This window comes from Aeromonas encheleia (assembly GCF_900637545.1).
GTDB lineage: Bacteria > Pseudomonadota > Gammaproteobacteria > Enterobacterales > Aeromonadaceae > Aeromonas > Aeromonas encheleia.
The window spans coordinates 313152-339141 of sequence record NZ_LR134376.1; the positions used below are offsets into that span (position 1 = coordinate 313152).

The following is a 25990-nucleotide window of genomic DNA, read 5'->3' on the forward strand; positions in this document are numbered from 1 at the left end:
GGGGTTGTTTGATGCGGCCCGCAGAACGGCATCCGGTCAGTAGACAGACCCTCTCAGGGTGTTAGACTGATTCGATTGAAAAGTAAGAGGTAGAACATGGGAACTTCATTGCAGCGCACTATGGCCCTGATTCCGCAAGGTAGTCTGGAAGGCTATATCCAGGCAGTAAACTCTATTCCGGTGCTGAGCGCAGAGGAAGAGCGTGAGCTGGCGACGCGTTTGCAGCAGGATGGCGATCTCGAGGCTGCCCGTCAGCTGGTCATGTCTCACCTGCGTTTTGTCGTTCACGTGGCCAAGAGCTACGCCGGCTATGGCCTGCCCCAGGCCGATCTGGTCCAGGAGGGCAACATCGGCCTGATGAAGGCGGTCAAGCGCTTCGACCCGAGTGTCGGGGTGCGACTGGTCTCCTTCGCCGTGCACTGGATCAAGGCCGAGATCCACGAATATGTCCTGCGCAACTGGCGCATGGTCAAGGTGGCGACCACCAAGGCGCAGCGCAAGCTGTTCTTCAACCTGCGTAAATCCAAGAAGCGTCTTGGCTGGTTCAGCCATGACGAGGTGCAGGCCGTCGCCGCCGATCTGGGGGTCTCCCCGACCGATGTGACCGAGATGGAAGCACGGATGAGCAACTACGATCAGGCCTTCGATCTGGTCGGTGATGATGAAGACGAGGGTGGCTTCGCCCCGGTGCACTATCTGGAAGACAAGTCTTCCGATCTGGCCGCCACCATCGAGAACGACAACTGGGACAGCCATGCCTCTCGCCGTCTGAGTGCGGCCCTGGCCACCCTGGACGAGCGCAGCCAGCACATCATCCGCGCCCGCTGGCTGGATGAGGAGAGCAAGACCACCCTGCAGGAGCTGGCCGATACCTATGGTGTCTCCGCCGAGCGGGTGCGTCAGCTCGAGAAGAACGCGCTCAAGAAGCTGAAAGACGCCATGGATGCCTGAGGGCATACTCTCGTAACAAGCAGGGCCTGATGGCCCTGTTTTTGTTTCGCGACTATCTGGTGTTACCCCTTGCCTCCGATACCATCGAATATGGTATGTTGCCGCCACTCACATCTAGGGAGAGCAGATAGTGAAACTGTTGAACGACCTGTTTACCAAAAACCGCGAGTGGGCGGAACGGCTCAAGGCCGAAGATCCCGAGTTCTTCGCCACCCTCTCCGCCCAGCAGGCGCCCGAATATCTCTGGATCGGCTGCTCCGACAGCCGGGTGCCCGCCAACCAGCTGATGGGCCTGCTGCCGGGGGACGTCTTCGTCCACCGCAACGTCGCCAACCTGGTGGTGCACACCGACTTCAACTGCCTCTCGGTGCTGCAATACGCGGTCGAGGTGCTCAAGGTGAAGCACATCATCGTCTGTGGCCACTACGGCTGCGGTGGCGTGCGGGCGGCCATGAAGAACGAGGAGCTGGGGCTCATCGACAACTGGCTGCGCAACATCAAGGATGTCTACTTCAAGTATCGTGACGAGCTCGATGCCATCGAAGATGAGCACGAGCGCCACGACTACCTGTGCGAGCTGAACGTGGCCGAGCAGGTGGCCAACGTCTGCCACACCACCATCATCCAGAACGCCTGGCGCAAGGGTCAGGAGCTGGCGGTGCATGGCTGGATCTACGGCATCAAGGACGGCTTGCTGCACGATCTGGATCTCTGCGTCAGCGGTCCCGAGCAGATCCCGGATGTCTACCGCGCCTGGCCGGACATGCGTCCGCCCCACCGCCGCCGCTGAGGAGCCTGCCATTGGCCCCCGCCCTCTACCTCCAGATCAAGCAGCACATCCTCGATGGTATCCGCGAACGCCACTATCAGGCGGGAGACAGGATCCCGACCGAGGCGGCCCTGTGCGACCAGTTTGCCGTGAGCCGGATGACGGTCAACAAGGCGCTGCGGGAGCTGGTGGCCGAAGGTTGGCTGGTGCGCACCGCGGGCTCCGGCAGCTTCGTGGCGGACCGGCGGGCCGAGTCGCCGCTGCTGGCCATTCGCAACATCGCCGACGAGATCCGCGAGCGTGGCAGTCAGTACAGCGCCAGGGTCATCCGCCTGCAGCGGCAGGCCGCCGACGAGAAGGTGGCGGTGCGGCTCGGGCTGCGGGTGGGGGCGCCCACCTTCCACAGCCTCATCGTCCACGAGGCCGATGGGGAGCCGCTGCAGCTGGAGGAGCGCTTCGTCGATGCCGAGCGCCTGCCGGGCTATGGCGAGCAGGACTTCACCCAACAGACGCCGAACAGCTATCTGATGGAGGTCTGCCCGCTCTCCGAGATGGAACACGTGGTGGAGGCCGTGCTGCCGAGCGCCGGTGAGGCCGGGCTGCTGCAGGTGCGGGTCGATACCCCCTGCCTGCTGCTGCATCGCCGTACCTGGTCGGATGGCTATCTGGTTTCCTACGCCAGGCTGCTCTCGCCCGGCTCCCGCTACAAGCTGAGCTCCAAGACCCGCCTCATCTGATTGTATATACATATCTTGTTTGCGGAGCCCACCCTTAGGTGGGCTTTTTTGTGGCTAAACTCTAATGAAATGGCTGTTATCAAGATGTGAATTAGATCCTATCTTTCTCGCCAGAGATCGGATATAAATTATTGTATATACATTTCGAGGTCGGTATGAACAAGGAACTGTTGAACTGCGAGCGGGTCTGGCTCAACGTGACACCCGCCACCCTGCGCCCCGATCTGGCCGACTACGGTCTGCTGGAACCCCACGCCCTCGGTGTCCACGAAGGCAAGATCCACGCCCTGGTGCCCATGCAGGATCTCAAGGGGCCGCACCCCGCCCACTGGCGCGACATGAAGGGCCGGCTGGTGACACCCGGCCTCATCGATTGCCACACCCACCTCATCTTCGCCGGCAGCCGTGCCGAAGAGTTCGAACTGCGTCAGCGGGGCGTGCCTTACGCCGAGATCGCCCGCAAGGGCGGTGGCATCCTCAGTACTGTGCGCGCCACCCGCGCCGCCAGCGAGGATCAGCTCTATGAACTGGCGGTGCCGAGGATCAAGTCCCTGATCCGGGAAGGGGTCACCACGGTCGAGATCAAGTCCGGCTACGGCCTCACCCTGGCGGATGAGCTCAAGATGCTGCGGGTCGCCCGCCGGCTGGGGGAGGCGCTGCCTATCCGGGTCAAGACCACCTTGCTGGCCGCCCATGCGGTGCCGCCCGAATACCGCGACGATCCTGACTCTTGGGTCGAGACCATCTGCCAGGAGATCATCCCGGCCGCCGCCGAGGCGGGCCTGGCGGATGCGGTAGACGTCTTCTGCGAACACATCGGCTTCTCGCTGGCCCAGACCGAGCAGGTCTATCTGGCGGCGGATCAATACGGCCTGGCGGTGAAGGGCCACATGGATCAGCTCTCCAACCTGGGGGGCAGCACCCTGGCCGCCCACTTCGGCGCGCTCTCGGTGGATCACCTCGAGCACCTGGACGCCGCCGGGATCCAGGCCCTGGCCCACCGCTGCGTGGTCGCCACCCTGCTGCCCACCGCCTTCTACTTCCTGAAAGAGACCAAGTTGCCACCGGTCGAGGCGCTGCGCCGCGCCGGGGTGCCCATGGCGGTCTCCTCCGACATCAATCCGGGCACGGCCCCCATCGTCTCCCTGCGCATGGCCATGAACATGGCCTGCACCCTGTTCGGCCTGACGCCGGTGGAGGCCATGGCCGGGGTGACCCGCCACGCCGCCCGCGCCCTGGGCGAGCAGGAGCGATTGGGGCAACTGCGAGTGGGCATGCAGGCCGACTTCCTGATCTGGAACTGTGCCCACCCGGCCGAGCTCAGCTACCTCATCGGCGTCGATCAGCTGGTGAGCCGGGTACTGAATGGCGAGGAGACGCTCCATGGCTGAGTTGAATGGCATTGACATGACGGTCTGGCAGGGGCGCCGGGATCCGGAAGATGGTGAACTGGCCCTGCGCTGGCACGACCGCGTCCAGCCTTGGCAAACGGATGCCGCGCCCGGCGTGGCCCTGGTGGGCTTCGCCTGCGACGAGGGGGTGCGCCGCAACAAGGGGCGAGTGGGGGCCGCGAGCGCGCCGCACGCCATTCGCAAGCTGCTGGCCAACACCGCCTGGCATCTGGGGCGGCCGGTCTACGACGGCGGTGATGTGGCCTGTGATGACGGCGATCTCGATGCCGCCCACAACCGCCTGGCCGAGCGAGTCGCGAGCCTGCTGGCCGAGGGGCACTTCCCGCTGGTGCTGGGCGGGGGCCACGAGGTGGCCTTCGGCAGTTGGAGCGGCCTCAACCGTCATCTGGCGGGCAAGGGCCGGGTCGGCATCATCAACCTGGATGCTCACTTCGACCTGCGGATGAAGCAGGAGCAGGCGAGCTCCGGCACCCCCTTCTTCCAGATCGCCGAGCAGTGCGCCGCCCAGGGTAGCCCCTTCCACTACGCCTGCCTCGGGGTGGCCGAGACGGCCAACACCCAGGCCCTGTTCGCCCGCGCCGATGGGTTGGGGGTCTGGTATGAGCTGGACGAGGCCATGACCCAGCGCGAGCTGCCCGAGCTGCTGAACGGCCTGGATGCCTTCATCGCCCGCTGCGATCACCTCTATCTGACCATAGATCTGGACGTGTTGCCCGCAGCCGTCATGCCGGGGGTGAGCGCCCCCGCCGCCCGCGGCGTCGAGCTGGCGGTCATCGAACCCCTGATCGCCCATATCCGGGCCAGCGGCAAGCTCAGGCTCGCCGATCTGGCCGAGTACAACCCGACTCTGGATCAGGATCAGCGCAGCGCCCGCGTGGCCGCCCGCCTGATCCATCAACTCACCAAGTAGCCAGCCGACTCGCCGGGTGCCAGCAGCGCCCATGATGGCGGCGACATTGATAAAACAAGGAGTGTGTATGTCTGAGCAACACCAGGATCCCCGTCAGGACCCGAGCCGAGTCATCCGTGCCCCCCGTGGCACGACGCTGACCGCCAAGAGCTGGCTCACCGAGGCGCCGCTGCGGATGCTGATGAACAATCTGGATCCGGAAGTGGCCGAGCATCCCCAGTCGCTGGTGGTGTATGGCGGCATCGGCCGCGCCGCCCGCAACTGGGCCTGCTACGACAAGATCGTCGAGGTGCTGACCCGGCTCGAGGAAGACGAGACCCTGCTGGTGCAATCCGGCAAGCCGGTCGGGGTGTTCCAGACCCACAAGGATGCGCCGCGGGTGCTGATCGCCAACTCCAATCTGGTGCCGCACTGGGCCAACTGGGAGCACTTCAACGAGCTCGATAAGAAAGGCCTCATGATGTACGGCCAGATGACGGCCGGCTCCTGGATCTACATCGGCACCCAGGGGATAGTGCAGGGCACCTACGAGACCTTCTTCGCGGTGGCGAACCAGCACTTCAACGGCGAACCCAAGGGCCGCTGGATCCTGACCGGTGGTCTGGGGGGCATGGGCGGCGCCCAGCCGCTGGCCGCCACCATGGCCGGCTTCTCCATGATCGCCGTCGAGTGCGACGAGACCCGCATCGATTTCCGCCTCAAGACCCGCTACGTCGACAAGAAGGCCCACAGCCTGGATGAGGCGTTGGCCATGGTCGAGGAGGCCAAACGCAGCGGCAGCGCCGTCTCCGTCGGCCTGCTCGGCAACGCTGCCGACGTGTTCGCCGAGCTGGTGGCTCGTGGCATCACCCCGGACGTGGTGACCGACCAGACCTCGGCCCACGACCCGATCCACGGCTACCTGCCCCAGGGCTGGAGCGTGGCGCAGTGGCGCGCGCTGCAAAAGTCCGCGCCCCAGGAGGTGAACCAGGCGGCCCGTCACTCCATGGCGCGCCAGGTGGAAGCCATGCTGACCCTGCAGTCCCGTGGCGCCGCCACCCTCGATTACGGCAACAACATCCGCCAGATGGCACTGGAAGAAGGGGTCAAGAACGCCTTCGACTTCCCCGGCTTCGTGCCCGCCTACATCCGTCCGTTGTTCTGCGAGGGCATTGGCCCCTTCCGCTGGGTGGCGTTGTCCGGTGACCCGGAAGACATCTACAAGACGGATCAGAAGGTGAAGGAGTTGATCCCGGACGATCCCCACCTGCACAACTGGCTCGACATGGCCCGCGAGCGCATCGCCTTCCAGGGCCTGCCGGCGCGGATCTGCTGGGTCGGCGTCAAGGATCGGGTACGCCTGGGCCTCGCCTTCAACGAGATGGTGAAGAGTGGCGAGCTCAAGGCCCCCGTGGTGATCGGTCGCGATCACCTGGACTCCGGCTCGGTGGCGAGCCCGAACCGGGAGACCGAATCCATGCTGGATGGCTCGGACGCCGTCTCCGACTGGCCGCTGCTCAACGCCCTGCTCAACACCGCCGGCGGCGCGACCTGGGTCTCGCTGCATCACGGTGGCGGGGTGGGTATGGGCTTCTCCCAGCACTCGGGGGTGGTGATCGTCTGCGACGGCAGCGATGACGCCGCCAGGCGCGTCGGCCGGGTGCTGCGCAACGATCCTGCCACCGGCGTGATGCGCCATGCGGACGCCGGCTACCCGATTGCCATCGATTGTGCCCATGCGGCGAAACTGGACTTGCCCATGCTGGCTGCTGCCGGCAAAGGAGAGAAATAAGATGTTTGAACTCAACCTGTTACCGGGCAAGCTCTGCCTCGCCACCCTGCGCCGCGTCAGCCGCGAGCCGGTTCATATCAGCCTGGATCCGGCGGCGCTGCCGGGGATCCACGCCTCCGCCGCCGTCGTCACCAAGGTGATCGAGCAGAACCGGGTGGTGTATGGCATCAACACCGGCTTCGGCCTGCTGGCCAACACCCGCATCCCGGTGGAGCAGCTCGACGAGCTGCAGCGCTCCATAGTGCTCTCCCACGCCGCCGGCATCGGCACCTACATGGATGACGCCACGGTGCGGCTGATGATGGTGCTCAAGGTCAACTCCCTGGCCCGCGGCTTCTCCGGCATCCGGCTGGAGGTGCTCGAGGCGCTGATGACGCTTATCAACGCCGAAGTCTATCCGGTGGTGCCGAAGAAGGGCTCCGTCGGCGCCTCCGGCGATCTGGCGCCGCTGGCTCACATGAGCTGTCTGCTGATTGGGGAGGGCAAGGCCCGCCACAAGGGCGAGCTGATGGACGCCGCCACGGCGCTGAAGATCGCCGGCCTCAAGCCCATCTCCCTGGCGCCGAAAGAGGGGCTGGCGCTACTGAACGGCACCCAGGCCAGCACGGCCTTCGCGCTGGAAGGCCTGTTCCATGCCGAGGATCTGTTCGCCGGCGCCATCACCATAGGCGCCATGAGTGTGGAGGCGGCGCTCGGCAGCCGTCGCCCGTTCGATGCTCGCATCCATGAGGTGCGCGGCCAGCGCGGTCAGATCGACGCGGCCGCCTGCTACCGCCAGCTGCTGGTGGACGGCAGCGAGATCGGCATGTCCCATCACAACTGCGAGAAGGTGCAGGATCCTTATTCCCTGCGCTGCCAGCCCCAGGTGATGGGGGCCTGCCTGGCCCAGATCCGCCACGCCGCCGAGGTGCTGGTGTGCGAGGCCAATGCGGTCTCCGACAACCCGCTGGTGTTCGCCGAGGATGAGGAGATCCTCTCCGGCGGCAACTTCCACGCAGAACCCGTGGCCTTCGCCGCCGACAACCTGGCGCTGGCCATCGCCGAGATCGGCTCGCTGTCGGAGCGCCGGATGGCGCTGCTGATCGATTCGCGGATGTCGGGCCTGCCCGCCTTCCTGGTCAACAACGGCGGCGTCAACTCCGGCTTCATGATCGCCCAGGTCACCTCGGCGGCGCTCGCCTCCGAGAACAAGAGCCTGGCTCACCCGGCCTCGGTGGACAGCTTGCCCACCTCCGCCAACCAGGAGGATCACGTCTCCATGGCCACCTTCGCCGCGCGCCGGCTGGTGGACATGGCGGAGAACACCCGCGGCATACTGGCGGTCGAGCTGCTGGCCGCCGCCCAGGGGCTGGATTTCCGGGCCCCGCTGCGCAGCACCGAGCTGATCGAACTGGCCAAGGGGCGGCTGCGCGAGCAGGTCAGCTTCTACGACAAGGACAGGTACTTCTCGCCGGACATCGAGGCCGCCGCCGCCCTGCTGGGTGCCGCCAGCTACAACGATCTGATCCCGGCCGGGGTGCTGCCCAGCCTCTAAGCCTTGGCGGTGCATCCGCGACGGCTCATAACAAAAGACCGCCCCTGTGGGCGGTCTTTGCGTTTCTGGCGTTGGCTGAATGCGGTTATTCGTGTTCGAACATCAGGAACAGATGGGCCATGAACAGCATCGGATGAGAGCTGGCGCCGTTCATTCGTGCTCGAACATCAGGAACAGATAGACCACGAACAACACCAGGTGGGTGGCACCGTGCAATGCATTGGTGCGACCGCTGCTGAAGGTGACCTTGCACACCATCAGGGTGGTGATGAGCAGCACCATGTCGGCGGTGGAGAGGCCGAGGCGCACCTCCTGCCCCAGCAGGGCGCCGATGAACAGCACCGAGGGGACCGTCAGGGCTATGGTCGCCAGCACGGAGCCGAAGTAGAGATTCATGGCGCGCTGCAACTGGTTGTTGAAGGCCGCCTTGATGGCGCCGACCGCCTCGGGCGCCAGCACGATACAGGCCACGATGAAGCCGCCGAGGGCAGGGGGGGCCGACATGACCTGGACACCATGGTTGATGGGGATGGCCAGCGTCTTGGCCAGCAGGATCACCACCAGCAGGAAGGCGAGCAGCAGCAGGGTGTGGTAGACGTTGCTGCGCAGTATGCCGTGGTGCTCCTCGTGATCCTCATGGTCGCTGTCGACGAAGAAGTGGCTGTGGCTGCGGGTCTGGATCAGCAGGAAGACGCCGTAGAGCAGCACGGAGATGATGATCAGCATCCAGGACATGGCGCTGGACATGCTGCCCAGGGTGCCGCCCCGGGTGAAGTTCGGCAACACCAGGCAGAGCAGGGCCAGCGGTATGATGGCGACCAGATAGGATTTCACCCCATCCAGATTGAAATTCTGGGTGTGATAACGCCAGCCGCCAAACAGCAGGGTGAAGCCCACCAGGCCGTTGGTCACCAGCATCACCACGGCGAACATGGTATCGCGGGCCATCACGGGGTTGGGCTCGCCGGTCAGCATGACGGAGGAGATCATCACCACCTCGAGGGAGATGACCGACAGGGTCAGGATCAGGGTACCGAAGGGCTCACCCAGCTTGATGGCCAGGGCATCCGAGTGACGCACCACGGAGAAGATGGCCCAGGTGACGATGGCGAGCAGGGCCAGTGACACCGGCAGGTAGATCGCGAGCGGAGTCGCCTCTGTCAGCAGGTCGCTGCCCAGCGTCTTGAAAAACAGCAGGGTCAGCAGGCCAACGGGCAGGGCAATCTCTTGCCGGATAAATGACTTCATAGGCAGTGGTTCTCATCTCAGGGCGGCATGAGCCGACGGGGGACAGGGATCTGTGCGCATGGATCGCGACAGATGGACACATGATAAGGGCTGTTGTCCGGTTCGGGAAAAATCATTTTCAGGGCGGGGCACCGGCCGGCGGCGGGGTTGCCGCCCGGGAAGGGGCCGCGGGCGCCATGCCGCGCCTGCGGGGAGAGATCAGGGGAAAATGGCTAGCGGTGACCCTGCTGCCACTCCAGCAACTCGTGCAGTGGCATGGGGCGGGCGAACAGGTACCCCTGAATGAGGTAAACGCCATGCTGGCCGAGGTAGTCGACCTGCTCCTGGGTCTCGACTCCCTCGGCGATCATCTCCATGTCGGACTTCAGGCCGAAGGCGATGATGGCGTCCAGCAGGTTGCGCTTGGGATCGTCCGTGCCGATGGAGTCGACGAACATCTTGTCGATCTTGATCTGGCGGATGCCGAGCTGCTGGAGGTAGGCGAAGCCGCCATAGCCGGTACCGAAATCGTCCAGCTTGAAGTGATAGCCCTTCTCCTGCAGCAGGGTGATCTCGTGGGTGGCCGCCGCTATGTCCACTATGGGCTCACGCTCGGTGAGCTCGAAGGTGAGCCGGGTCGGGGAGGGCCAGTCGTAGCGCTGCAGCTGATCGCGCAGGAGCGAGTGCTCGATGTGGGCGGCGACCAGATTGACGCTGACCCACTGCTCAGGCGCCAGTTGCGGCAGATCGGCGATCACCCTGTCCAGCAGCTGCTCCGTCATCGGCAGGATCAGCCCCTGCTCCTCCGCATAGGCGATGAAGGCGCCGGGGGAGGTGAACTCGCCCCCCCTGCGCCAGCGCAGCAGCGCCTCGAAGCCGACCACGCGCCGGGTGCGGCTGTCGACGATGGGCTGGTAGAAGGGGACGAACTCCTGGCGTGCCAGCCCGGTGTGCAGCAACCCCTTGAGGGAGCGCCGGTAGTTGCGCAGCAACCAGTAGCAGACGAGCAGCAGCCCCCCCAGCGCGGTGCCTGCCCAGAGGCCGCCCTTGAAGGCCAGGGCCAGGGCATGCTCCCGCAACGCCCGACCGGCCCACAGGGTCTGCTGCATCTTGCTGGAGGTGGGAGTAAAGCTCAGGCTCTGGCTGTCGGCTTCCTCCCTGATGGCCTGCTCGCCGCGGGGGAACAGTTTGTGGCGGGAGATGCCGGGCACCAGCGGGGTGAACTCGAGGTAGAAGCAGCCGGCACAGGGTTGCTGCAGTATGGTGTGGCTCCAGCTGTTGCTCAGTACCCAGTAGGCGAGGTTGCCCTGGCGCTTGAAGAACACCACCAGCTCCTGCTCGGTATCATACTCGGGCGCCGTGGCGGTCAGCCCGAAGGTGCTGTCGGCGGTCTCGGAGAGGGAGTCCGCATCGATGAGCGGCAGGTCCGGCCCCAGGCTGGAGCACCCCTTCCCCGAGGCCAGTCGCAGCCCCTGCAGGCGGATATGTCGGTTGTAGTGCTTGGGATCCCGCAGCAGGTTCATGTCCTGCTCGCCGCAGTCGAAGGCAAATTGCACCAGCTGATCGTCGATCCCCTCTTCCAGCGCCTGCTGGCGCTCCGCCATGGTGGTCTCTATCTCGGCGCGCTTCTGCTGCAGCAGGTAGTGGGCCAGCATGTCTCCCGTCAAACGACTCAGTGACAGGCAGATCAGGATCGGGAGGACGAGCAGCAAGGGGCTGATCCAGAAGGGAGAAATCCGTTTCAAGGGGTACCTGCTCGACGAAGGTGGGTGGAGCATCCAGAGTATGTGATCGGCGCGTGTCAGCATAGTGGATTAGCTGCATCGATTTGACAGCAGCAGAAACGGCGATGCATCCCTTGGCTAACTAGATGATTAATATTGTTTTCGCAACCTGAGTGGTGAAAAATCAATCGCCGACCTGTCATATCTAACAATTGTCCAGCTTATCTGAACTGGTTTAGAGTAGCCCTGCGGTTTGACTCACCGTGTGTTCAATACTCCTGTATCTATTTTTGTCAGTAGCACAGAGTGTTAGTTTTGATATTGAGTGTTTCTTTTGGTCCCCACTGTGGGACCATTTTTCTGTCCGCGAGTCAGCCTTTCCCGCCTTTTTGCCCACTCCCAGCCCCTGGCTCCCACCCGGGAGAGGCCTGCACGCGCGTCGCTTAATTACAAAAGCGGGATCTTCATCCGTAGGCGGGTTTTGACCAAGGCTGATACCATGAGGCCATATGGATGCTGTCGGCTACGGAAAGGCACATGAAACTGACTACTCAGCTCGTCTCGTTTATTACTCTGTGCGTGATCGCGGCCATGACCATGGTGTTGCTCGGCGGGGTGTTCAGTTTTCGTCAGATGGGCATGGAGCTGCAGCAGAACCGGGTCGACTCCCTGGTGGAGATCATCGACAAGCAGCTGGGCGCGGCCGACGATCCGCAGGATCTTGCCCGCTGGCTGCCGTCGCTGCTGCGCTCTGCCCACGTGGTCGAGCTGGAGATCCGCCAGGACAAGCAGCGGGTCTACTGGTTTCGCGATGTGCAGCAGCAGACCGACGAGAGCCTGCTGATCCCCTATAGCCAAACCATTCCCCATCAGCTCGGCATGCAGGCCGATTTCAAGCTGGACCGGCCGTTCAAGGAGTTTGAGTACTCCATGCAGGCCATGTCCGGCATCTCCTTCGGGGTCTTCATCGTGGTGTTCGGGCTCTGGTACTCCATCCGCTGGCTGCGGCTGCAGCTGCGCGGTGCCGAGTTGCTGGCCGAGCGGGCCCAGCTGATCCTGGATGGCAAGCTCACCAAGCTGGCCCATGATCCGGCCGACGAGTGGCCCGCCTCCGCCAGCCAGGCGATCGACCACCTGCTGGCGGAGCTGGCCGACGCCCGCAAGGAGCGCAGCCGGTTCGACAACTTCATCCGCAGCAACGCCTTCGTCGACAAGGCGACCGGCATCGGCAACCGTCTGTTCTTCGATAACCGGCTGGAGAGCGCCATCATGGAGGCGAGCGTGATCAGCGGCGGTGTGCTGCTGATCGAGCTGGCCGGCCTGGAAGAGCTGGATCCCGAGCTGACCGGGCGCCAGAGCCAGGAGCTGCTGATGGAGGCGAGCGCTTCTATCGGCACCTTCGTGCGCAAGCACAACGGCGCCCTGCAGGCCCGCTACGCCGGCCAGGTGTTTGCCGTGCTGCTGCCCAACATGTCCGAGAGCGAGATGGTGGACGGCGCCAGCCAGCTGCTCAAGAGCCTGCAACGGCTGCACTGGCCCGAGTCGGTCAATGCCGAGACCGCCGTCTACCTCGGTGCCGTCTGTTATCAGGGGCGGGACTCGCTGCTCAAGGTGCAGGAGGAGGCCGAGCTGGCGCTCAAGAGCGCGCGGCTGCAGGGCCACACCGGCTGGTTCCTCTACGAGAAGCTGTTGGATGAGGAGCCGAGCAGCAAGGGCACGGTGCGCTGGCGCACCCTCATCAACCGCCGCATCGAGGAGCAGGGCATCTATTTCTATCTGCAGCCGGTGCAGCAGGAGCGGGATCAGGTGGTGTTGCAACAGGAGCTGTCGATCCGGATCCGCGACGAGCAGGATCGGGAGCTGCAGGCCGGGGTCTTCATGCCGATGGCGGAGAAGGCCGGGCTGCTGCTGCCGCTGGACAAGCTGGTGGTGGCCCAGACCCTGCGCCTGCTGCGCCAGCGCCAGGAGCCGAGTTGCCCCATCAGCCTGTCGCTCTGCGCCCAGAGCCTGCTCAATCGTGAGTTCCAGCGTACCCTCTTCTTCGATCTGTTCCAGCTGCCGCGCAGTATCAATGAGAATCTGGTGCTGCAGCTGTCGGAGGCCCAGGTGACCCGCCACTACGAGGCCCTAAAGCGGCCGCTGCGGGCGCTGCGCATGCTGGGTTGCCAGCTGGCCATCGATCACGCCGGGCAGGATGTGGTGAGCACCCAGTACATCAAGGAGTTCGAGATCAACTTCCTCAAGCTCCATCCCAGCCTGGTGCGAGAGATCCACAGCCGTCAGGTCAATCAGATGGCGGTGCGCAGCCTGGTCGGCGGCTGCGCCAACACCCAGACCCGGGTGATCGCCGTGGGGGTGGAGAGCGGTGACGAGTGGAAGATGCTGCGCCACCTCGGGGTGCACGCCGGCCAGGGGCCCTGGTTTGCCGAGCCGACCTGGCTGGTGATGGACACGGCCGAGGCCTGATCTCGCTGTGACGGGGCCGCCCTCAGAGGCGGCCCTGCTCTCTCAGGCCCGCCAGCCCTTGCAGGCCACCGGTATGAATGAAGACGATCTCGCTGCCACGGGGGATGTGACCGGCGGCCAGCTCCCGGAACAGGCCCCACATCGCCTTGCCGCTGTAGATGGGCTCGAGCGGCAGACCGGTCTGCGCGCTGAACGCCTGCACCCACTGCCACAGGGCCGGGCTGAACTTGGCATAGCCGCCGTCGTGGTGATCCAGCGCGATCCGCCAGCCGGCGGTGCCGGCCGCCGCGGGATGGAGGCGGCAGACCTCGTCATGGATGAAGCCCCCGCCCTTCAGGACGGCGATGGCGAGGATCTGCTCCTGCGCCCGCTTGCCCGCGACCAGGCCGGCCAGGGTGCCGCCGCTGGCACAGGGCAGCACCCAGAGATCCGGCGAGAAGGGCACCTCGGCCACTAGCTCGGCGACCCCGGGAATGGCCAGCGGACCGCTGCCACCCTCGGGCACGAGCAGGCTGTCAGGGACCATGAACTGAGCCAGCCAGTCGGGATCCTGGCGCCGTCTGTAGCTCTGCCGGTCCACAAACACGAGCTCCATGCCCCAGCCCCTTGCCGCGCTCAGGGTTGCGTTGCTGACGGCCTCGGGTTCACCGCGTATGATGCCGGTGGTGCGCAGCCCCGTCAGATGGCCCGCCGCCGCCAGGGCGTGGATGTGGTTGGAGTAGGCCCCCCCGAACGAGATCAGCCGGGTCTTGCCCAGCGCGTCGGCCTGCTGCAGCTGGTACTTGAGCTTGCGCCACTTGTTGCCGGAGAGAAGCGGGTGGATCAGGTCGTCCCGCTTGCACCAGAGTCGCACCCCCTGGGCGTCCAGCAGGGGATGCTGGAGCTGGTGCAGTGGCGAGGGGATCCGGCCGGCGACCCCTTGAGCGCCCTCCCGGGGCAAAGCGTTGGCCGATATGGTGTCATTTTTCATAAATATGGAGGCTAATAGCCTGTTTATGTTAAGGTTTAACCCGTTTCATGCAGTCAGGTACAGGTCTCAATGAAGTCACTGTTTCGACGTTCGCCACCCGCTCACCAGGTCGGACTCCTGCTGGCCAGCGACCGCATCCTGCTGGCGTGCGTGGGACAGCCTCCCGTCTTTACCAGCCGTGCCATCAATGGCCCCCACGAGTGGCAGCAGGCCATGGGCGAGCTGTTCAACCAGCACGGCCTGGCCAAGTCTAAGGTGCGGGTCGCCCTCGCCGCCAGCCTTTATCAACAGATCCAGATCGACAAGCCCGCCGTGCCCGACGCCGAGATGGCCGGGGCCCTGCCCTGGGCCATCAAGGATTTCGTCAACGAACCCGTGCTGCAGCTCGCCATGGACTATGTGGATCTGCCCACGCCACCGGCCGGCCGGCCGCGCATCAACGTGATCTGCGTGCCCAAGAGCCGGGTGCAGCAGCTGGTGGAGGCGGTCAACGGGGTGGCGAGCCTGGAGGCTATCGTCAGCGACGAGCTGGCCATGACGGCCCTCTACGAGGCGGATCAGTCGGTGCGCATGCTGCTGTGGCAGCCCAGAGGGCAGGATCTGCAGCTGCTGGTGTTCCATCAGGGCGGACTCTGCTTCTCGCGCCAGCTGCGTGGCTTCGGCGCCCTGACCGGCGCCCAGGAACCCGATCGCGATCTGCTCGATGGACTGACCCTGGAGATCCAGCGCTCCCTCGACTATCTGGCGGGCCAGCTCAAGCTGCCGGAGCCGGGTCAGATGCAGCTCGCCATCGGCTCCCCCTTCATCGGCACTCTGGTGCGCCACCTGGAGCAGGCGTTCGGCTTCCCGGTATCGGCCATGGCCAACAAGGCGATACTGGCTGGCGTGGAATATCTCTCCGCCTACGGCGCCGCACTGGGGGCAGAGTCATGACCCCTGCTACCCATCTCCTCCCCATGGTCAACGAGAGCGCATGGCTGGCTGGTGTCGAATACCTCTGTGCCTATGGCGCCGCGCTGGGGGCTGAACGATGAAGCGTCATATCAACCTCTACGGCCCCGAATTTCGTCCCCGGCGCCAGTGGGCCAGCCTCAATCAGATGGCGCTTGCCTGGGGCATCGGCCTGGTGCTGATGCTGATCGTCGGCCTCGGCTACGCCTGGCAGCAACAGGGCGTCAGCCGTGAGCTGGCCCAGGTGCGGGCGGCGCTCGATGTGCGGCGCGGCGAGGCCAAACGGCTCGATGCCGAGCTAGCCCGTCATCAGGCCGACGGCCTGCTGCAACAGCAGCTCATCGCCAGGCAAGAGGAGCTGAGCGCCATGCAGGGGTTGATGCGCCAGCTGGGCAGCCTCTCCCTGCAAAAATCCCAGGGCTACGCCGGCGTGATGGCGGATCTGGCCCGCCTGCGCGACCCCCGCCTCTCCCTGCAGCGGATCGAGATCAGCGGCGGCCACATCAATCTCTCCGGGTTTGCCGAGCGCAGCCAGGATGTCCCCGCCTGGGTCAATCGTTTCAAGCAGACGCCCTCCCTGGCGGGCAAGCAGTTTGGCGAGCTGACCCTGAGCCGCGACAAGGAGGGCCGGCTGGCCTTCCAGCTCAGCGGCATAGCGCAGGAGAAGCCCTGATGGACATGAAAGCACAATGGCAGGCCTGGGCGCAGCAGGTCGCCGCCTTCAGCCTGCGGGAAAGGGCCATGATACTGCTGACCGGGCTGATCCTGCTCGGCGCCGCAGGCATCTACGGCTGGCTGGATGCCGCCGATACCCGCCTGAGCCAGGATCGACTGGCATTGACGGCGGCGCAGCGGGATCTGGAGATATTGGATCTTGAGAATCAGGGCAAGCAGGCCCGCCTGGCGCGGGATCCCGACGCGCAGGTGCGGGAACAGCTTGGCCAGGTGGAAACCAGCCTCGGCAGGCTGGACGCCGAGCTCAAGGCCCAGACGGTGGATCTGATCCCGGCCCACGAGATGCCGGCCGTGCTGGAGGCGCTGCTGTCCCGCTCCGCCAACCTGCACATGCTGGCGCTCAGCTCCCTCAAGCCTGAGCCCTTGATGGCGGGGGAGCAGTCGGTCAATCTGTTCAAGCACGGCATCCGGCTCGAGCTGGAGGGCGGCTACTTCGATGTCTACCAGTACCTGAAAGCGCTGGAGTCACTGCCTCGCCACTTCTACTGGCAGGGCTTCGACTACCGGGTGATCGCCCATCCCAAGGCGGCGGTGGCGATGGAAATTTACACCCTCAGCACCAGCAAGGAGTTTATCCGTGGCTAAGTGGCTGACAACATACGGGGCCGGATTTATCTGGCTGGCGCTGTGGGCCTGCCTGCTGAGCCCGCAGGCCCGGGCCGAGGTGCTGCAGGATCCCACGGCGCCGCTGGCCGGCATGAGCACGGGCGCCGCCCCGGACAAGGGGGCCGGCCTGCCCCGATTGCAGAGCATCATCTTGGGCAATGGGCCGGCGCTGGCGGTGCTCAATGGTCAGAGTTATCGGGTCGGTCAACTGATCGAGGGCTATCGGCTGCTCTCCATCAGCGCCGATGCCGTGGTGCTGGAGAAGGCGGGCAAACGCCAGGCGCTGACCCTGTTCGGCAGCAAGATCAGGATGTGAAGTCGGTGCCGTGCAGAAGGTCACGGGCCGGTTTTATCGAGTTTAATTGCGAGTCAGGTGCACTAACTACATGAAAAAACACCATTTATGCCTGCTTCCCCTCGCGTTGGCGGTGGCAGGTTGTACTACCTACAAGCATCCGGATCCGGTGCAGGCCAAGGACGCCCTCAAGCAGGCCATGACCGAGCAGAACCAGACTTCGCCCCTGACCACCCTGCCCCCCTCGGTGCAAAGCGAACTGCTGCAGCTGGATCGGATCCCGCAGCCGGTGGCGGTGCCGGAGAAGCGGCTGCGCATCGCGGCCCATGATGTCGATGCGGTCGAGTTCTTCGGCTCCCTGTTCAAGGGCTCCCGCTACAGCGTGGCGGTGCACCCCGGGGTGGCGGGTTCCATCTCGGTGGAGTTGAAGGATGTGACCCTGCAGGAAGCGCTGGCGGTGGTGGGCGACATGTATGGCTTCGACGTGCAGCGCAAGGGCAACGTCTTCCATGTCTACCCGGCCGGCCTGCGTACCGAGACCATACCGGTCAACTACCTGATGATGTCCCGTCGCGGCCTCTCCCGCACCTCGGTCAGCACCGGCGGCGTCACCGCCAATGACAGCAACGATAACGGCAATAACAACAACTTCGACAGCGGCAACAATAACAGCAGCAGCAACAACAATAACAACGGCAGCAACAACGGCTCCTCCTCCAACGGCAACAGCGACAACAGCAACGGCACCCGCATCGAGACGGACAGCAACAACGACTACTGGACCGATCTGCGCGAGGCCTTGCAGACGCTGATCGGCACGGGCGAGGGACGGGCCGTCATCACCAGCCCGCAGGCGGGCCTGGTCACGGTGCGCGCCTATCCCGGCGAGCTCAAGGCGGTGCGCGACTTCCTGGAGCAGTCCGGCGAACACCTCAAGCGCCAGGTGGTGCTGGAGGCGCGGATCCTGGAGGTTGCCCTCAACGAAGGCTATGAGCAGGGGGTGGACTGGAACGGCCTCTCCGCCACCTGGGACGGCAACAAGGGGATCATCGGCGGTGGCAGCCTGGGCGGCAGCCAGGTCGGTGCCAGCAATCCCATCTTCAATACCATAGGGGGCGGTGCCGGCTTCAAGATCTCGGATGGTAACTTCGTGGTGGCCGTTGACCTGCTCAAGACCCAGGGCGACGTGAACACCCTCTCCAGCCCGAGAGTCACCGCGACCAACAACCAGAAGGCGGTGATCAAGGTGGGCACGGACGAGTATTTCGTCACCAACGCCTCGACCACCACCACCACCTCGGGCAACTCGGCGCCCATCGTCACCCCCAACGTGGAGCTGACCCCCTTCTTCTCCGGCATAGCGCTGGACGTGACGCCACAGATCGATGAGGCCGGCCGGGTGCTGCTGCACATCCACCCCTCCGTCATCGACACCGAGGAGCAGAGCAAGACCATCAACGTCGGCACGGCGGATCCCCTGGTGCTGCCGCTCGCCAAGAGCTCCATCCGCGAGTCGGATACCGTGGTGCAGGCCAACAATGGCGACATCATCGTCATCGGCGGCCTCATGAAGACCGACAAGCAGGAGATCGTCAGCAAGGTGCCGCTGCTCGGCGACATCCCCTGGGTCGGTGAGGCCTTCACCAACCGCAGCGAGAGCACCAAGAAGGTCGAGCTGGTGATCCTGCTCAAGCCGACCGTGGTGGAGAAGGATACCTGGCAGAAGGAGCTGCAACGCTCCTCCGAGCTGCTCGACAAATGGTATCCGCCCGAGGACTAAGCATGACTCGCGCCCCGCTCGTACCCGCTCGTCGGCTCTCGGTCGCCGCTCACCTGTCCGCTGACGCGCCGGGGGAGAGCCCATGTATTTGAGCCACTTCGGCCTGCGGGAGGCACCGTTCGGCCTGACCCCGAATACCGGCTTCTACTACGGCCTGCCGCCCCATGAGGAGGCGCTGCAGGTGCTGAACTGGGCGCTGGCGCAGGGGGAGGGCTTCATCAAGGTGACCGGCGAGGTGGGCACCGGCAAGACCCTGCTCTGCCGCAAGCTGCTGGGGGAACTCGGCTCGGAGGCGCGCCCGGTGCGCCTGGCCTGGCTGCCCAATCCCCATCTCACGCCGGGCGAGCTGCGTGCCGCCCTGGCGCTGGAGCTGGGGCTGTCGATGCGGGATCAGGGGGAGCTGGATCTGACCGATCGCATCCATCGCCACCTGATCGCCCTGCATCAGCAGGGTCAGCGGGTGGTGGTGCTGATCGACGAGGCGCAGGCCCTGCCGGATGAGACGCTCGAGGCGATCCGGCTGTTCGGCAACCTGGAGACGGAGTCGAGCAAGCTGCTGCAGATAGTGCTGTTCGGTCAACCCGAGCTGGATGCGCGGCTGGCCAGGCCCCACCTGCGCCAGCTGCGCCAGCGCATCGGCTTCTCCTACTGCCTGCGCGCCCTGCGCGTCGATGAGACCCGCGCCTATGTGGATCATCGGCTGCAGGTCTCCGGCTATCGCGGTGCGCCGCTGTTTGAGGGCCGTGCCCTGCGCCTGCTGTGGCGGGCGTCCCGCGGGGTGCCGCGGCTCATCAACGTGCTGGCCCAGAAGTGCCTGATGCTGGCCTACGGCCGTGGGATGCGCCGGATCGGCCCCCGTCTGGTGCGCCTCGCCATCCGCGATACCGAGGACGCCAGCCGCGGCTCCTTAGTGCGCTGGTGGCCGCTGCTGTTGCTGCTGGGCGCTGCCCTGGCCTACGGAGTCTGGCCATGAGCGTGATCAATCAGATGCTCAAGGATCTGGAGCAGCGCCAGCAGGGCGAGGGCACCGCCATCTATGTGGCACCGGTGCGCCAGCAAGGCTGGTGGATGCTGGTGCTGACCCTGCTGTGCGGGCTGGCCCTTGGCATCCTGGGCTGGCGTTCCTGGATCTACTGGCAGCAGAGCCAACGGGTCGATCCCCCGGTCACCCAGATCGATGCGCCGCTCGCGCCTGATGCCATAGTCCAGGCCGCGTCTGTGGCATCGATGACGCAGGAGCCGGCGGCGGTCGCTGTGGCCTTGCCGGTCCCGCAGGGGATGCCGGACGAGCCGGTGCAGTCGACCTCTGCGCCAATCGCCGAGGCCCCGGCGCCGCAGGAACTACCGGATCAGGAGGGCGATTACCTTATCCCGAGCGACGAGGAGCTGCAGCCGGATCTGCAGGCCGAGCTGGCGGCGGAGCAGGAGGCAGTCATGGCCCCGCCGCCGCGCAAGCCCGGGATATTGAAGATCGAGACGGTGGAGCTCTCCGCGCCCGAGCTGGCGGCCCTGGCCGAGCGCAAGGCCACCACCGCCATGGCCAAGGGCCAGTTGCGGGAGGCGCAGGACAACTACTACCAGGTGCTGGCCCATGATCCCCACAATCAGGGGGCGCGCGAGCAACTGGCGGCCCTGCTCTATGGCGAGGGTCGGCTGACCGAGGCCGGGCAGGTGCTGGAAGAGGGGCTCAGTCTGGCGCCTCAGCAGGCCGATTTCCGGCTGTTGCTGGCGCGGGTGGCCATAGGCGCGGGGGACAGGCCCAAGGCGCTCGGCTGGCTGAGTGGCCTCCAGCCGGAGATCGCCAACAACCTGGACTATTACGCCACCTGGGCCGGGCTGGCCCAGGAGCTGGGCCAGAATGCCGAGGCGGCAGATCTCTACGTCAAGCTGCTGCGCCAGCAGCCGGACCAGGGCCGCTGGTGGCTCGGGCTCGGCGTGGCCGAGGATGGCCAGGGCCACGGCCAGCGCGCCCTCGATGCCTATCGCAACGCCCAGCTGCACGGCAACCTCGGCGAGGCATCGGCCCGCTGGCTGGAACAACGCATCGCCCAGCTGGCCCCATAGGTACCGGTTCGTAGGTTCGATTAGGGTCGCCTAATCGGACGCGGTGGCGGCGGTGTCATCACGGTAATCGGCGTAATCAGAATTAGGAATTTGGAGTAGCAATGGCACAACCCAGACTGAAAATGCGGCTCGGCGATCTGCTGGTGCAGGAGCAGATCATCTCCGATGATCAGCTGCAGCTCGCCCTGCAGCAGCAGCGTCAGACCGGCCGCAAGCTGGGGACCACCCTGATCGATCTCGGCTTCATCAGCGAGGTGCAGCTGCTGCAGTTCCTCGCCCGTCAGCTGGACGTGCCCTTCTTCGATCTCAACAACCTCACCATAGACGCCGCGGCCGTGGCGTTGTTGCCGGAGGTGCAGGCCCGTCGCTATCGTGCGCTGGCGGTCAACCTCAGCGACGACAAGGTGACGGTGGCCATGTCGGATCCCGCCGATCTGAGCGCCCTGGATGCCATCGCCGCCCTGCTCAGCCCGCGCGAGCTGGTGCTGGCGGTGGCACGGGAAGGCCAACTGCTTGAGTATTTCGACAGGCTCTATCGCCGCACCCGCGAGATCGAGAGCTTCGCCGTGCAACTGCATGAGGAGCATCAGGAGACCGGGTTCGAGCTCGGCAGCAGCAACCTCAATACCGGGGCCGACGAGGGGGAGGCGACGGTGGCCAAGCTGCTGCGCTCCCTGTTCGAGGACGCGGTGCAGGTGGGGGCCTCGGATATCCACATCGAGCCGGACGAGAAGGTGCTGCGCATCCGCCAGCGCATCGACGGCGTGCTGCACGAGAATATCCTCAGCGAGGTGCGCATCGCCCAGGCGCTGGTGCTGCGCCTCAAGCTGGTGGCCGGGCTCGACATCTCCGAGAAGCGGTTGCCCCAGGATGGCCGCTTCGCCATGAAGGTGCGCGGCCGCGACGTGGACGTGCGGATGTCGACCATGCCGGTGCAGTATGGGGAATCCGTGGTGATGCGACTGCTGGATCAATCCTCCGGCATCCTCTCGCTGGCCGAGACCGGCATGCCACCGGCAATCCTGGCGCGTTTTCGCCGCCAGCTCAAACGCCCCCACGGCATGATCCTGGTGACGGGGCCGACCGGTAGCGGCAAGACCACGACGCTCTACGGCGCGCTCTCCGAGCTCAACCAGGCCAGCCACAAGATTATCACGGTGGAAGATCCGGTGGAGTACCGGCTGCCGCGGGTCAACCAGGTGCAGGTCAATCCCAAGATCGGCCTCACCTTCTCCCAGGTGCTGCGCTCCACCCTGCGCCAGGATCCGGACATCCTGCTGGTGGGGGAGATGCGGGACAACGAGACGGTGGAGATCGGCCTGCGTGGCGCCATCACCGGCCACCTGGTGCTGACCACCCTGCACACCAACGATGCGGTGACCAGCGCCCTGCGCCTGATCGACATGGGCGCCCCCGGCTATCTGGTGGCCAGCGCCTTGCGGGCCGTGGTGGCCCAGCGCCTGGTGCGGCGGGTATGCGAGCACTGTGTCGAGGAGCAGGCGCCGGACGAGGGCCAGGCCACCTGGCTCGGCGTGCTCTCCGGCGAGGTGCCGGGTCAGCATGCCTACCACAAGGGGCGAGGCTGCCAGAGCTGCAACTTCACCGGCTATAGCGGCCGGATCGGGGTCTACGAGCTGCTGGAGCTGGATCAGCCCATGATGGATGCCCTGCGCCGCAACGATGCGGAGGGCTTCGCCCGGGCGGCGCGCGACCATGAACACTACAGACCCCTGGCCCTGACTGCGCTGGACTATGCCCGGCAGGGCATCACCTCGGTGGACGAGGTGCTCAGGCTGGCCGAGGATCTGGGCTAAGCCATGGGCAGCTTCAACTACAAGGGCCGCGACAGTCAGGGCAATGCCGTCAGCGGGATGGTGGATGCCGCCAGCGAGATGGCGGCCGCCGAGCAGCTGATGCGGCGCGGCGTGATGCCGACCGAGCTCAAACCGGGCAAGGCGAAAGCGGCCAGCATCGACTGGTCGCTGCTGCTGGAGGGGGGCGTCAAGCTGGACGAGCTGGTGGTGTTCAGCCGCCAGATGTACGCCCTGACCCGGGCGGGAATCCCCATACTGCGCGCCATCGCCGGGCTGGAGGAGAGCGCCCACAGCAAGCCGCTCAAGCGGGCGCTGCATGCGCTGGGGGAGGATCTTGGCAACGGTCGCCCCCTGTCCAGCGCCATGCAGTCCCATCCCAGGGTGTTCAGCAACCTGTTTGTCGCCATCATCCATGTCGGCGAGAACACCGGTCAGCTGGAGGAAGCCTTCCTGCAGCTCGCCAACTATTTCGATCTGGAGCTGGAGACTCGCAAGCGGATCAAGACCGCCATGCGCTATCCCAGCTTCGTGATGATTGCCATCGGCATCGCCATGGTGATCCTCAACATCATGGTGATCCCGGTGTTCGCCGGCATGTTTGCCAAGTTCGGGGTCGAGCTGCCGCTGGCGACCCGGATCCTGCTCGCCACCTCCCACTTCTTCGTCCATTACTGGTGGCTGCTGCTCGCCATACTGGTGGGCGCCGTCGTTGGTTGGCGGCGCTGGGTCGCGACCCCCGGGGGCAAGCTGACCTGGCACAGATGGCAGCTCAGGCTGCCCATCGTCGGCACCATCATAGAGCGCTCCCTGCTGGCGCGTTTTGCCCGCAGCTTCTCCATGATGCTCAAGGCCGGGGTGCCGCTCAACCAGGCGCTGACCCTGGTGGCCGACGCGGTGGACAACGCTTATATGGCTGGCCAGATCCGCGACATGCGCGCGGGGATCGAGCGTGGCGAGAGCCTGCTGCGCACCGCCGGTGGCAGCGGCCTGTTTACCCCGCTGGTGATGCAGATGATCGCGGTGGGAGAGGAGACCGGCCAGGTGGATGAGCTGCTGCACGAGGCGGCCGAATACTACGAGCGGGAGGTGGACTATGACCTCAAGAGCCTCACCGCCCGCATCGAGCCCATCCTGATCGGCATAGTGGCGGTCATGGTGCTGATCCTGGCGCTGGGCATCTTCACACCCATGTGGGACATGATGCGTGCCGTGCGCGGCAAGTGATGAGGCATCTTCACCCTCCTGATGGGGGGCATGGTGCGTGCCGTGCGCGGCAAGTAATGGGTATCTTCACTCTCCTGACGAGGGACATGATGCGCGCGGTCAGAGGAAAATAAGACGGCATCTTCACCCTCCTGATGGGGGGCATGGTGTGTGCCGTGCGCGGCAAGTGATGAGGCATCTTCACCCTCCTGATGGGGGGCATGGTGCGTGCGGTGCGCGGCAAGTGATGAGGCATCTTCACGCTCTTGATGAGGGGCATGATGCGTGCGGTCAGAGGAAAATAAGACGGTATCTTCAGGTTCCTGACGAGGAACATGATGTGTGCCGTACGGGACAAATCAGCGCCGGGAGGGCAATGGGTGAGCAGACAGTCCGAGCAGGATGATCGCTGGCTGGGGGGATACAGGCGCTTGTGGGCCCTTATCCTGCTGCTGGTCATCGTCGCCAGCCTGGCCCTGGGCTATCGCAGCCAGCGGGAGCAGGCACTGGCGGTCAGCCTGGAGCTGCTCGGGGGGCAGTTCGCCGAGCGCGCACAGCGCTTGCACGGGCTCTGGCTCGATCAGCGCAGGCCCGAGGTGCTGCATGGGCAAGGAGTGGCCTGGCAGTTCGATGCACGGGGCTGGCCGCTGGCCGTGCTGCCGTTGCGGTCGCCCTCCGACAACTGCCGCCAGCTGTGGCAGCAACTGATCGGCCCGCAGGCGCAGGAGCTGCCGTCACTGCAGGTGCTGGCCAGCCGGGATGGCGGAGGCTGTGAATTTGGCTGGGAGGCTAACTGGCTGATTTATCGCTTCTCTGATGGCCGGGTGGTGTTCAGATCCTGAATGGCGATTGAACGGATCCAGTCTGGACTCTGGGTTACATGATTTTTTTCTATCTGCATGAAATAATGCGGGTTACTACGGAGGCAGCATGGCAGCAAAGAGAGTGATACCCGGCCGCACTATGGGCGGTTTTTCCCTGATCGAGCTGGTGATCGTCATCGTGATTCTGGGGATACTGGCGGTCACCGCCTTGCCCCGTTTTCTCGACGTGACCGACGAGGCGAAGAAGGCCAGCGTGGAAGGGGTATCGGGCGGCTTTGCCACCGCGGTCTCTCTGGTGCGGGCCCAGTGGGAGGCGGAGGGGCGTGCCAAGCAGGACAGCCTCAATACCGTGCTGTATGACGGCTCGCGCTTCTATCTCACCACGCCGACCGAGAGCCAGGTCAACAATGGCGAGCTCTCCCCCGGTTATCCCATGGATACCTCGGCGAGCGGCTCTCCCGATGTGGATCCGGCCAATCTGACGGCCACGCGCTGTCTCAATATTTGGGAGGGGTTGTTGCAAAATCCTCCCAAGGCTACTGCCAACTTTGACGAGGTAAGCGGTAGCGGCAATGACCTGAAGTTCTATGCCACGGTGAGCAACAATGGACTGGATTCGGTCTGCCGTTACTATCTGGTCAACAGCCTGAGCAAGGGAAGTGATGGACGGTATCAGGACCCGCAAGGGAGCACGGATGCCTATATGAGTTTCAGTTACCGCCCGGCCTCTGGCCAGGTCACCACCAATATCAATTGATAAACAGAGGAAAATGTAATGAAAAAGCAGGCGGGTTTTACCCTGATCGAACTGGTGATCGTGATCATCATCCTGGGCATTCTGGCGGTCACCGCCGCGCCCAAGTTCCTGAATCTGCAGGATGATGCGCGTACTTCCACCCTGAAAGGGGTCGAAGGCTCCCTGAATTCTGCCGGTGCCATGGTCTATAGCAAGGCCGTTATCGCCGGTAAGGACACAGCTCCCACCGAGACACTGGATATCGGTAATGGTGTCAGTGTGGGTATTGCCTACGGCTACCCCAAGGCAACCCAGGTTGATCTCGAGAAGGTGCTCGAGTTGAGCTCCGGTGACTGGAGCTTCAGCACTCCAGTATCCAGCAGCATCAAGATTTTCCCGGCGGGTGTCTCTGCTACCACGGCAACCGACTGCTTCGTCACTTATAAAGAAGCAATTTCGGGCTCTCTGCCGACCTCAGAAGTCACTGCCTGTAAGTAAGTCTTATGGCTAT

The 25990-nt window shown here is 64.7% G+C and carries 23 protein-coding genes; 20 read left to right on the forward strand and 3 right to left on the reverse strand.

Going from position 1 to position 25990, the window contains the following annotated elements; translation table 11 throughout:
* Positions 1-96: 96 nt before the first annotated feature.
* From rpoH to hutH, 7 genes are all read left to right on the forward strand, one after another.
* Positions 97-951, forward strand: coding sequence for an RNA polymerase sigma factor RpoH (gene rpoH / locus EL255_RS01455; protein WP_042651858.1), 855 nt, complete (start codon positions 97-99; stop codon positions 949-951).
* Positions 952-1081: 130 nt separating this feature from the next.
* Entirely contained in the window at positions 1082-1741 is a 660-nt protein-coding gene (gene can / locus EL255_RS01460; protein ID WP_042651859.1) for a carbonate dehydratase, read from the forward strand.
* Positions 1742-1752: 11 nt separating this feature from the next.
* Positions 1753-2457, forward strand: coding sequence for a histidine utilization transcriptional repressor HutC (gene hutC / locus EL255_RS01465; RefSeq protein ID WP_042651860.1), 705 nt, complete (start codon positions 1753-1755; stop codon positions 2455-2457).
* Positions 2458-2612: 155 nt separating this feature from the next.
* Complete coding sequence (gene hutI, locus EL255_RS01470; protein WP_042651861.1) at positions 2613-3848, forward strand: imidazolonepropionase; 1236 nt, start codon at positions 2613-2615, stop codon at positions 3846-3848.
* Positions 3841-4779, forward strand: a complete 939-nt coding sequence (gene hutG / locus EL255_RS01475) for a formimidoylglutamase (protein ID WP_042651862.1) — start codon at positions 3841-3843, stop codon at positions 4777-4779. The genes hutI and hutG overlap by 8 nt, the downstream gene beginning before the upstream one ends.
* A 67-nt stretch (positions 4780-4846) precedes the next feature.
* Positions 4847-6550 carry a urocanate hydratase gene (gene hutU, locus EL255_RS01480; protein ID WP_042651863.1) on the forward strand — a complete coding sequence of 568 codons (1704 nt, stop codon included), beginning with the start codon at positions 4847-4849 and terminating at the stop codon, positions 6548-6550.
* A 1-nt stretch (position 6551) separates the two neighbouring features.
* The gene (hutH, locus tag EL255_RS01485) at positions 6552-8084 is read left to right on the forward strand and encodes a histidine ammonia-lyase (protein WP_042651864.1); all 1533 of its coding nucleotides are present in this window, start codon (positions 6552-6554) and stop codon (positions 8082-8084) included.
* Between the two features lie 150 nt (positions 8085-8234).
* Here hutH and EL255_RS01490 read toward each other — a convergent pair whose 3' ends face one another.
* Both EL255_RS01490 and EL255_RS01495 read right to left on the reverse strand, forming a co-directional pair.
* Entirely contained in the window at positions 8235-9332 is a 1098-nt protein-coding gene (locus EL255_RS01490) for a calcium:cation antiporter (protein ID WP_042651865.1), read from the reverse strand.
* Between the two features lie 212 nt (positions 9333-9544).
* Positions 9545-11089, reverse strand: coding sequence for an EAL domain-containing protein (locus EL255_RS01495; protein ID WP_084228257.1), 1545 nt, complete (start codon positions 11087-11089; stop codon positions 9545-9547).
* A gap of 483 nt (positions 11090-11572) precedes the next feature.
* On the opposite strand from EL255_RS01495, the gene EL255_RS01500 reads away from it, so the two are divergent.
* Positions 11573-13501 (forward strand): EAL domain-containing protein, encoded by a 1929-nt coding sequence (locus EL255_RS01500; protein ID WP_042651867.1) that lies wholly within the window; start codon positions 11573-11575, stop codon positions 13499-13501.
* Between the two features lie 22 nt (positions 13502-13523).
* Here the strand turns inward: EL255_RS01500 and EL255_RS01505 are convergent, their stop codons facing one another.
* A complete protein-coding gene (locus EL255_RS01505) occupies positions 13524-14471 on the reverse strand; it encodes a 1-aminocyclopropane-1-carboxylate deaminase/D-cysteine desulfhydrase (RefSeq protein ID WP_084228234.1) in 948 nt (315 codons plus the stop codon).
* A 69-nt stretch (positions 14472-14540) separates the two neighbouring features.
* Here EL255_RS01505 and EL255_RS01510 point away from each other — a divergent pair, with 69 nt between their 5' ends.
* From EL255_RS01510 to EL255_RS01565, 12 genes are all read left to right on the forward strand, one after another.
* Positions 14541-15404, forward strand: coding sequence for a type IV pilus biogenesis protein PilM (locus EL255_RS01510; protein ID WP_042651868.1), 864 nt, complete (start codon positions 14541-14543; stop codon positions 15402-15404).
* Positions 15405-15501: 97 nt separating this feature from the next.
* A complete protein-coding gene (locus EL255_RS01515) occupies positions 15502-16095 on the forward strand; it encodes a PilN domain-containing protein (protein WP_042651869.1) in 594 nt (197 codons plus the stop codon).
* Positions 16095-16742 (forward strand): type IV pilus inner membrane component PilO, encoded by a 648-nt coding sequence (locus EL255_RS01520; protein ID WP_042651870.1) that lies wholly within the window; start codon positions 16095-16097, stop codon positions 16740-16742. Before EL255_RS01515 ends, EL255_RS01520 begins: the two co-directional genes overlap by 1 nt.
* Complete coding sequence (locus EL255_RS01525) at positions 16735-17079, forward strand: SctD/MshK family protein (RefSeq protein WP_269471666.1); 345 nt, start codon at positions 16735-16737, stop codon at positions 17077-17079. Before EL255_RS01520 ends, EL255_RS01525 begins: the two co-directional genes overlap by 8 nt.
* A gap of 70 nt (positions 17080-17149) precedes the next feature.
* Entirely contained in the window at positions 17150-18838 is a 1689-nt protein-coding gene (mshL, locus tag EL255_RS01530; protein WP_042651871.1) for a pilus (MSHA type) biogenesis protein MshL, read from the forward strand.
* An 82-nt stretch (positions 18839-18920) separates the two neighbouring features.
* Positions 18921-19811, forward strand: coding sequence for an ExeA family protein (locus EL255_RS01535; RefSeq protein ID WP_042651872.1), 891 nt, complete (start codon positions 18921-18923; stop codon positions 19809-19811).
* Positions 19808-20902, forward strand: coding sequence for a tetratricopeptide repeat protein (locus EL255_RS01540; RefSeq protein ID WP_042651873.1), 1095 nt, complete (start codon positions 19808-19810; stop codon positions 20900-20902). Before EL255_RS01535 ends, EL255_RS01540 begins: the two co-directional genes overlap by 4 nt.
* Before the next feature lie 101 nt (positions 20903-21003).
* The gene (gene mshE, locus EL255_RS01545) at positions 21004-22716 is read left to right on the forward strand and encodes an MSHA fimbrial ATPase MshE (RefSeq protein WP_042651874.1); all 1713 of its coding nucleotides are present in this window, start codon (positions 21004-21006) and stop codon (positions 22714-22716) included.
* Positions 22717-22719: 3 nt separating this feature from the next.
* Positions 22720-23940, forward strand: coding sequence for a type II secretion system F family protein (locus tag EL255_RS01550; protein ID WP_042651875.1), 1221 nt, complete (start codon positions 22720-22722; stop codon positions 23938-23940).
* Between the two features lie 359 nt (positions 23941-24299).
* On the forward strand, positions 24300-24761 hold the full coding sequence (locus tag EL255_RS01555) for a hypothetical protein (RefSeq protein WP_042651876.1): 462 nt from the start codon (positions 24300-24302) through the stop codon (positions 24759-24761).
* A gap of 88 nt (positions 24762-24849) precedes the next feature.
* Positions 24850-25500 (forward strand): type II secretion system protein, encoded by a 651-nt coding sequence (locus EL255_RS01560; protein ID WP_042651877.1) that lies wholly within the window; start codon positions 24850-24852, stop codon positions 25498-25500.
* An 18-nt stretch (positions 25501-25518) separates the two neighbouring features.
* Positions 25519-25977 (forward strand): prepilin-type N-terminal cleavage/methylation domain-containing protein, encoded by a 459-nt coding sequence (locus tag EL255_RS01565; RefSeq protein WP_042651878.1) that lies wholly within the window; start codon positions 25519-25521, stop codon positions 25975-25977.
* The last annotated feature ends 13 nt before the right edge of the window (positions 25978-25990 follow it).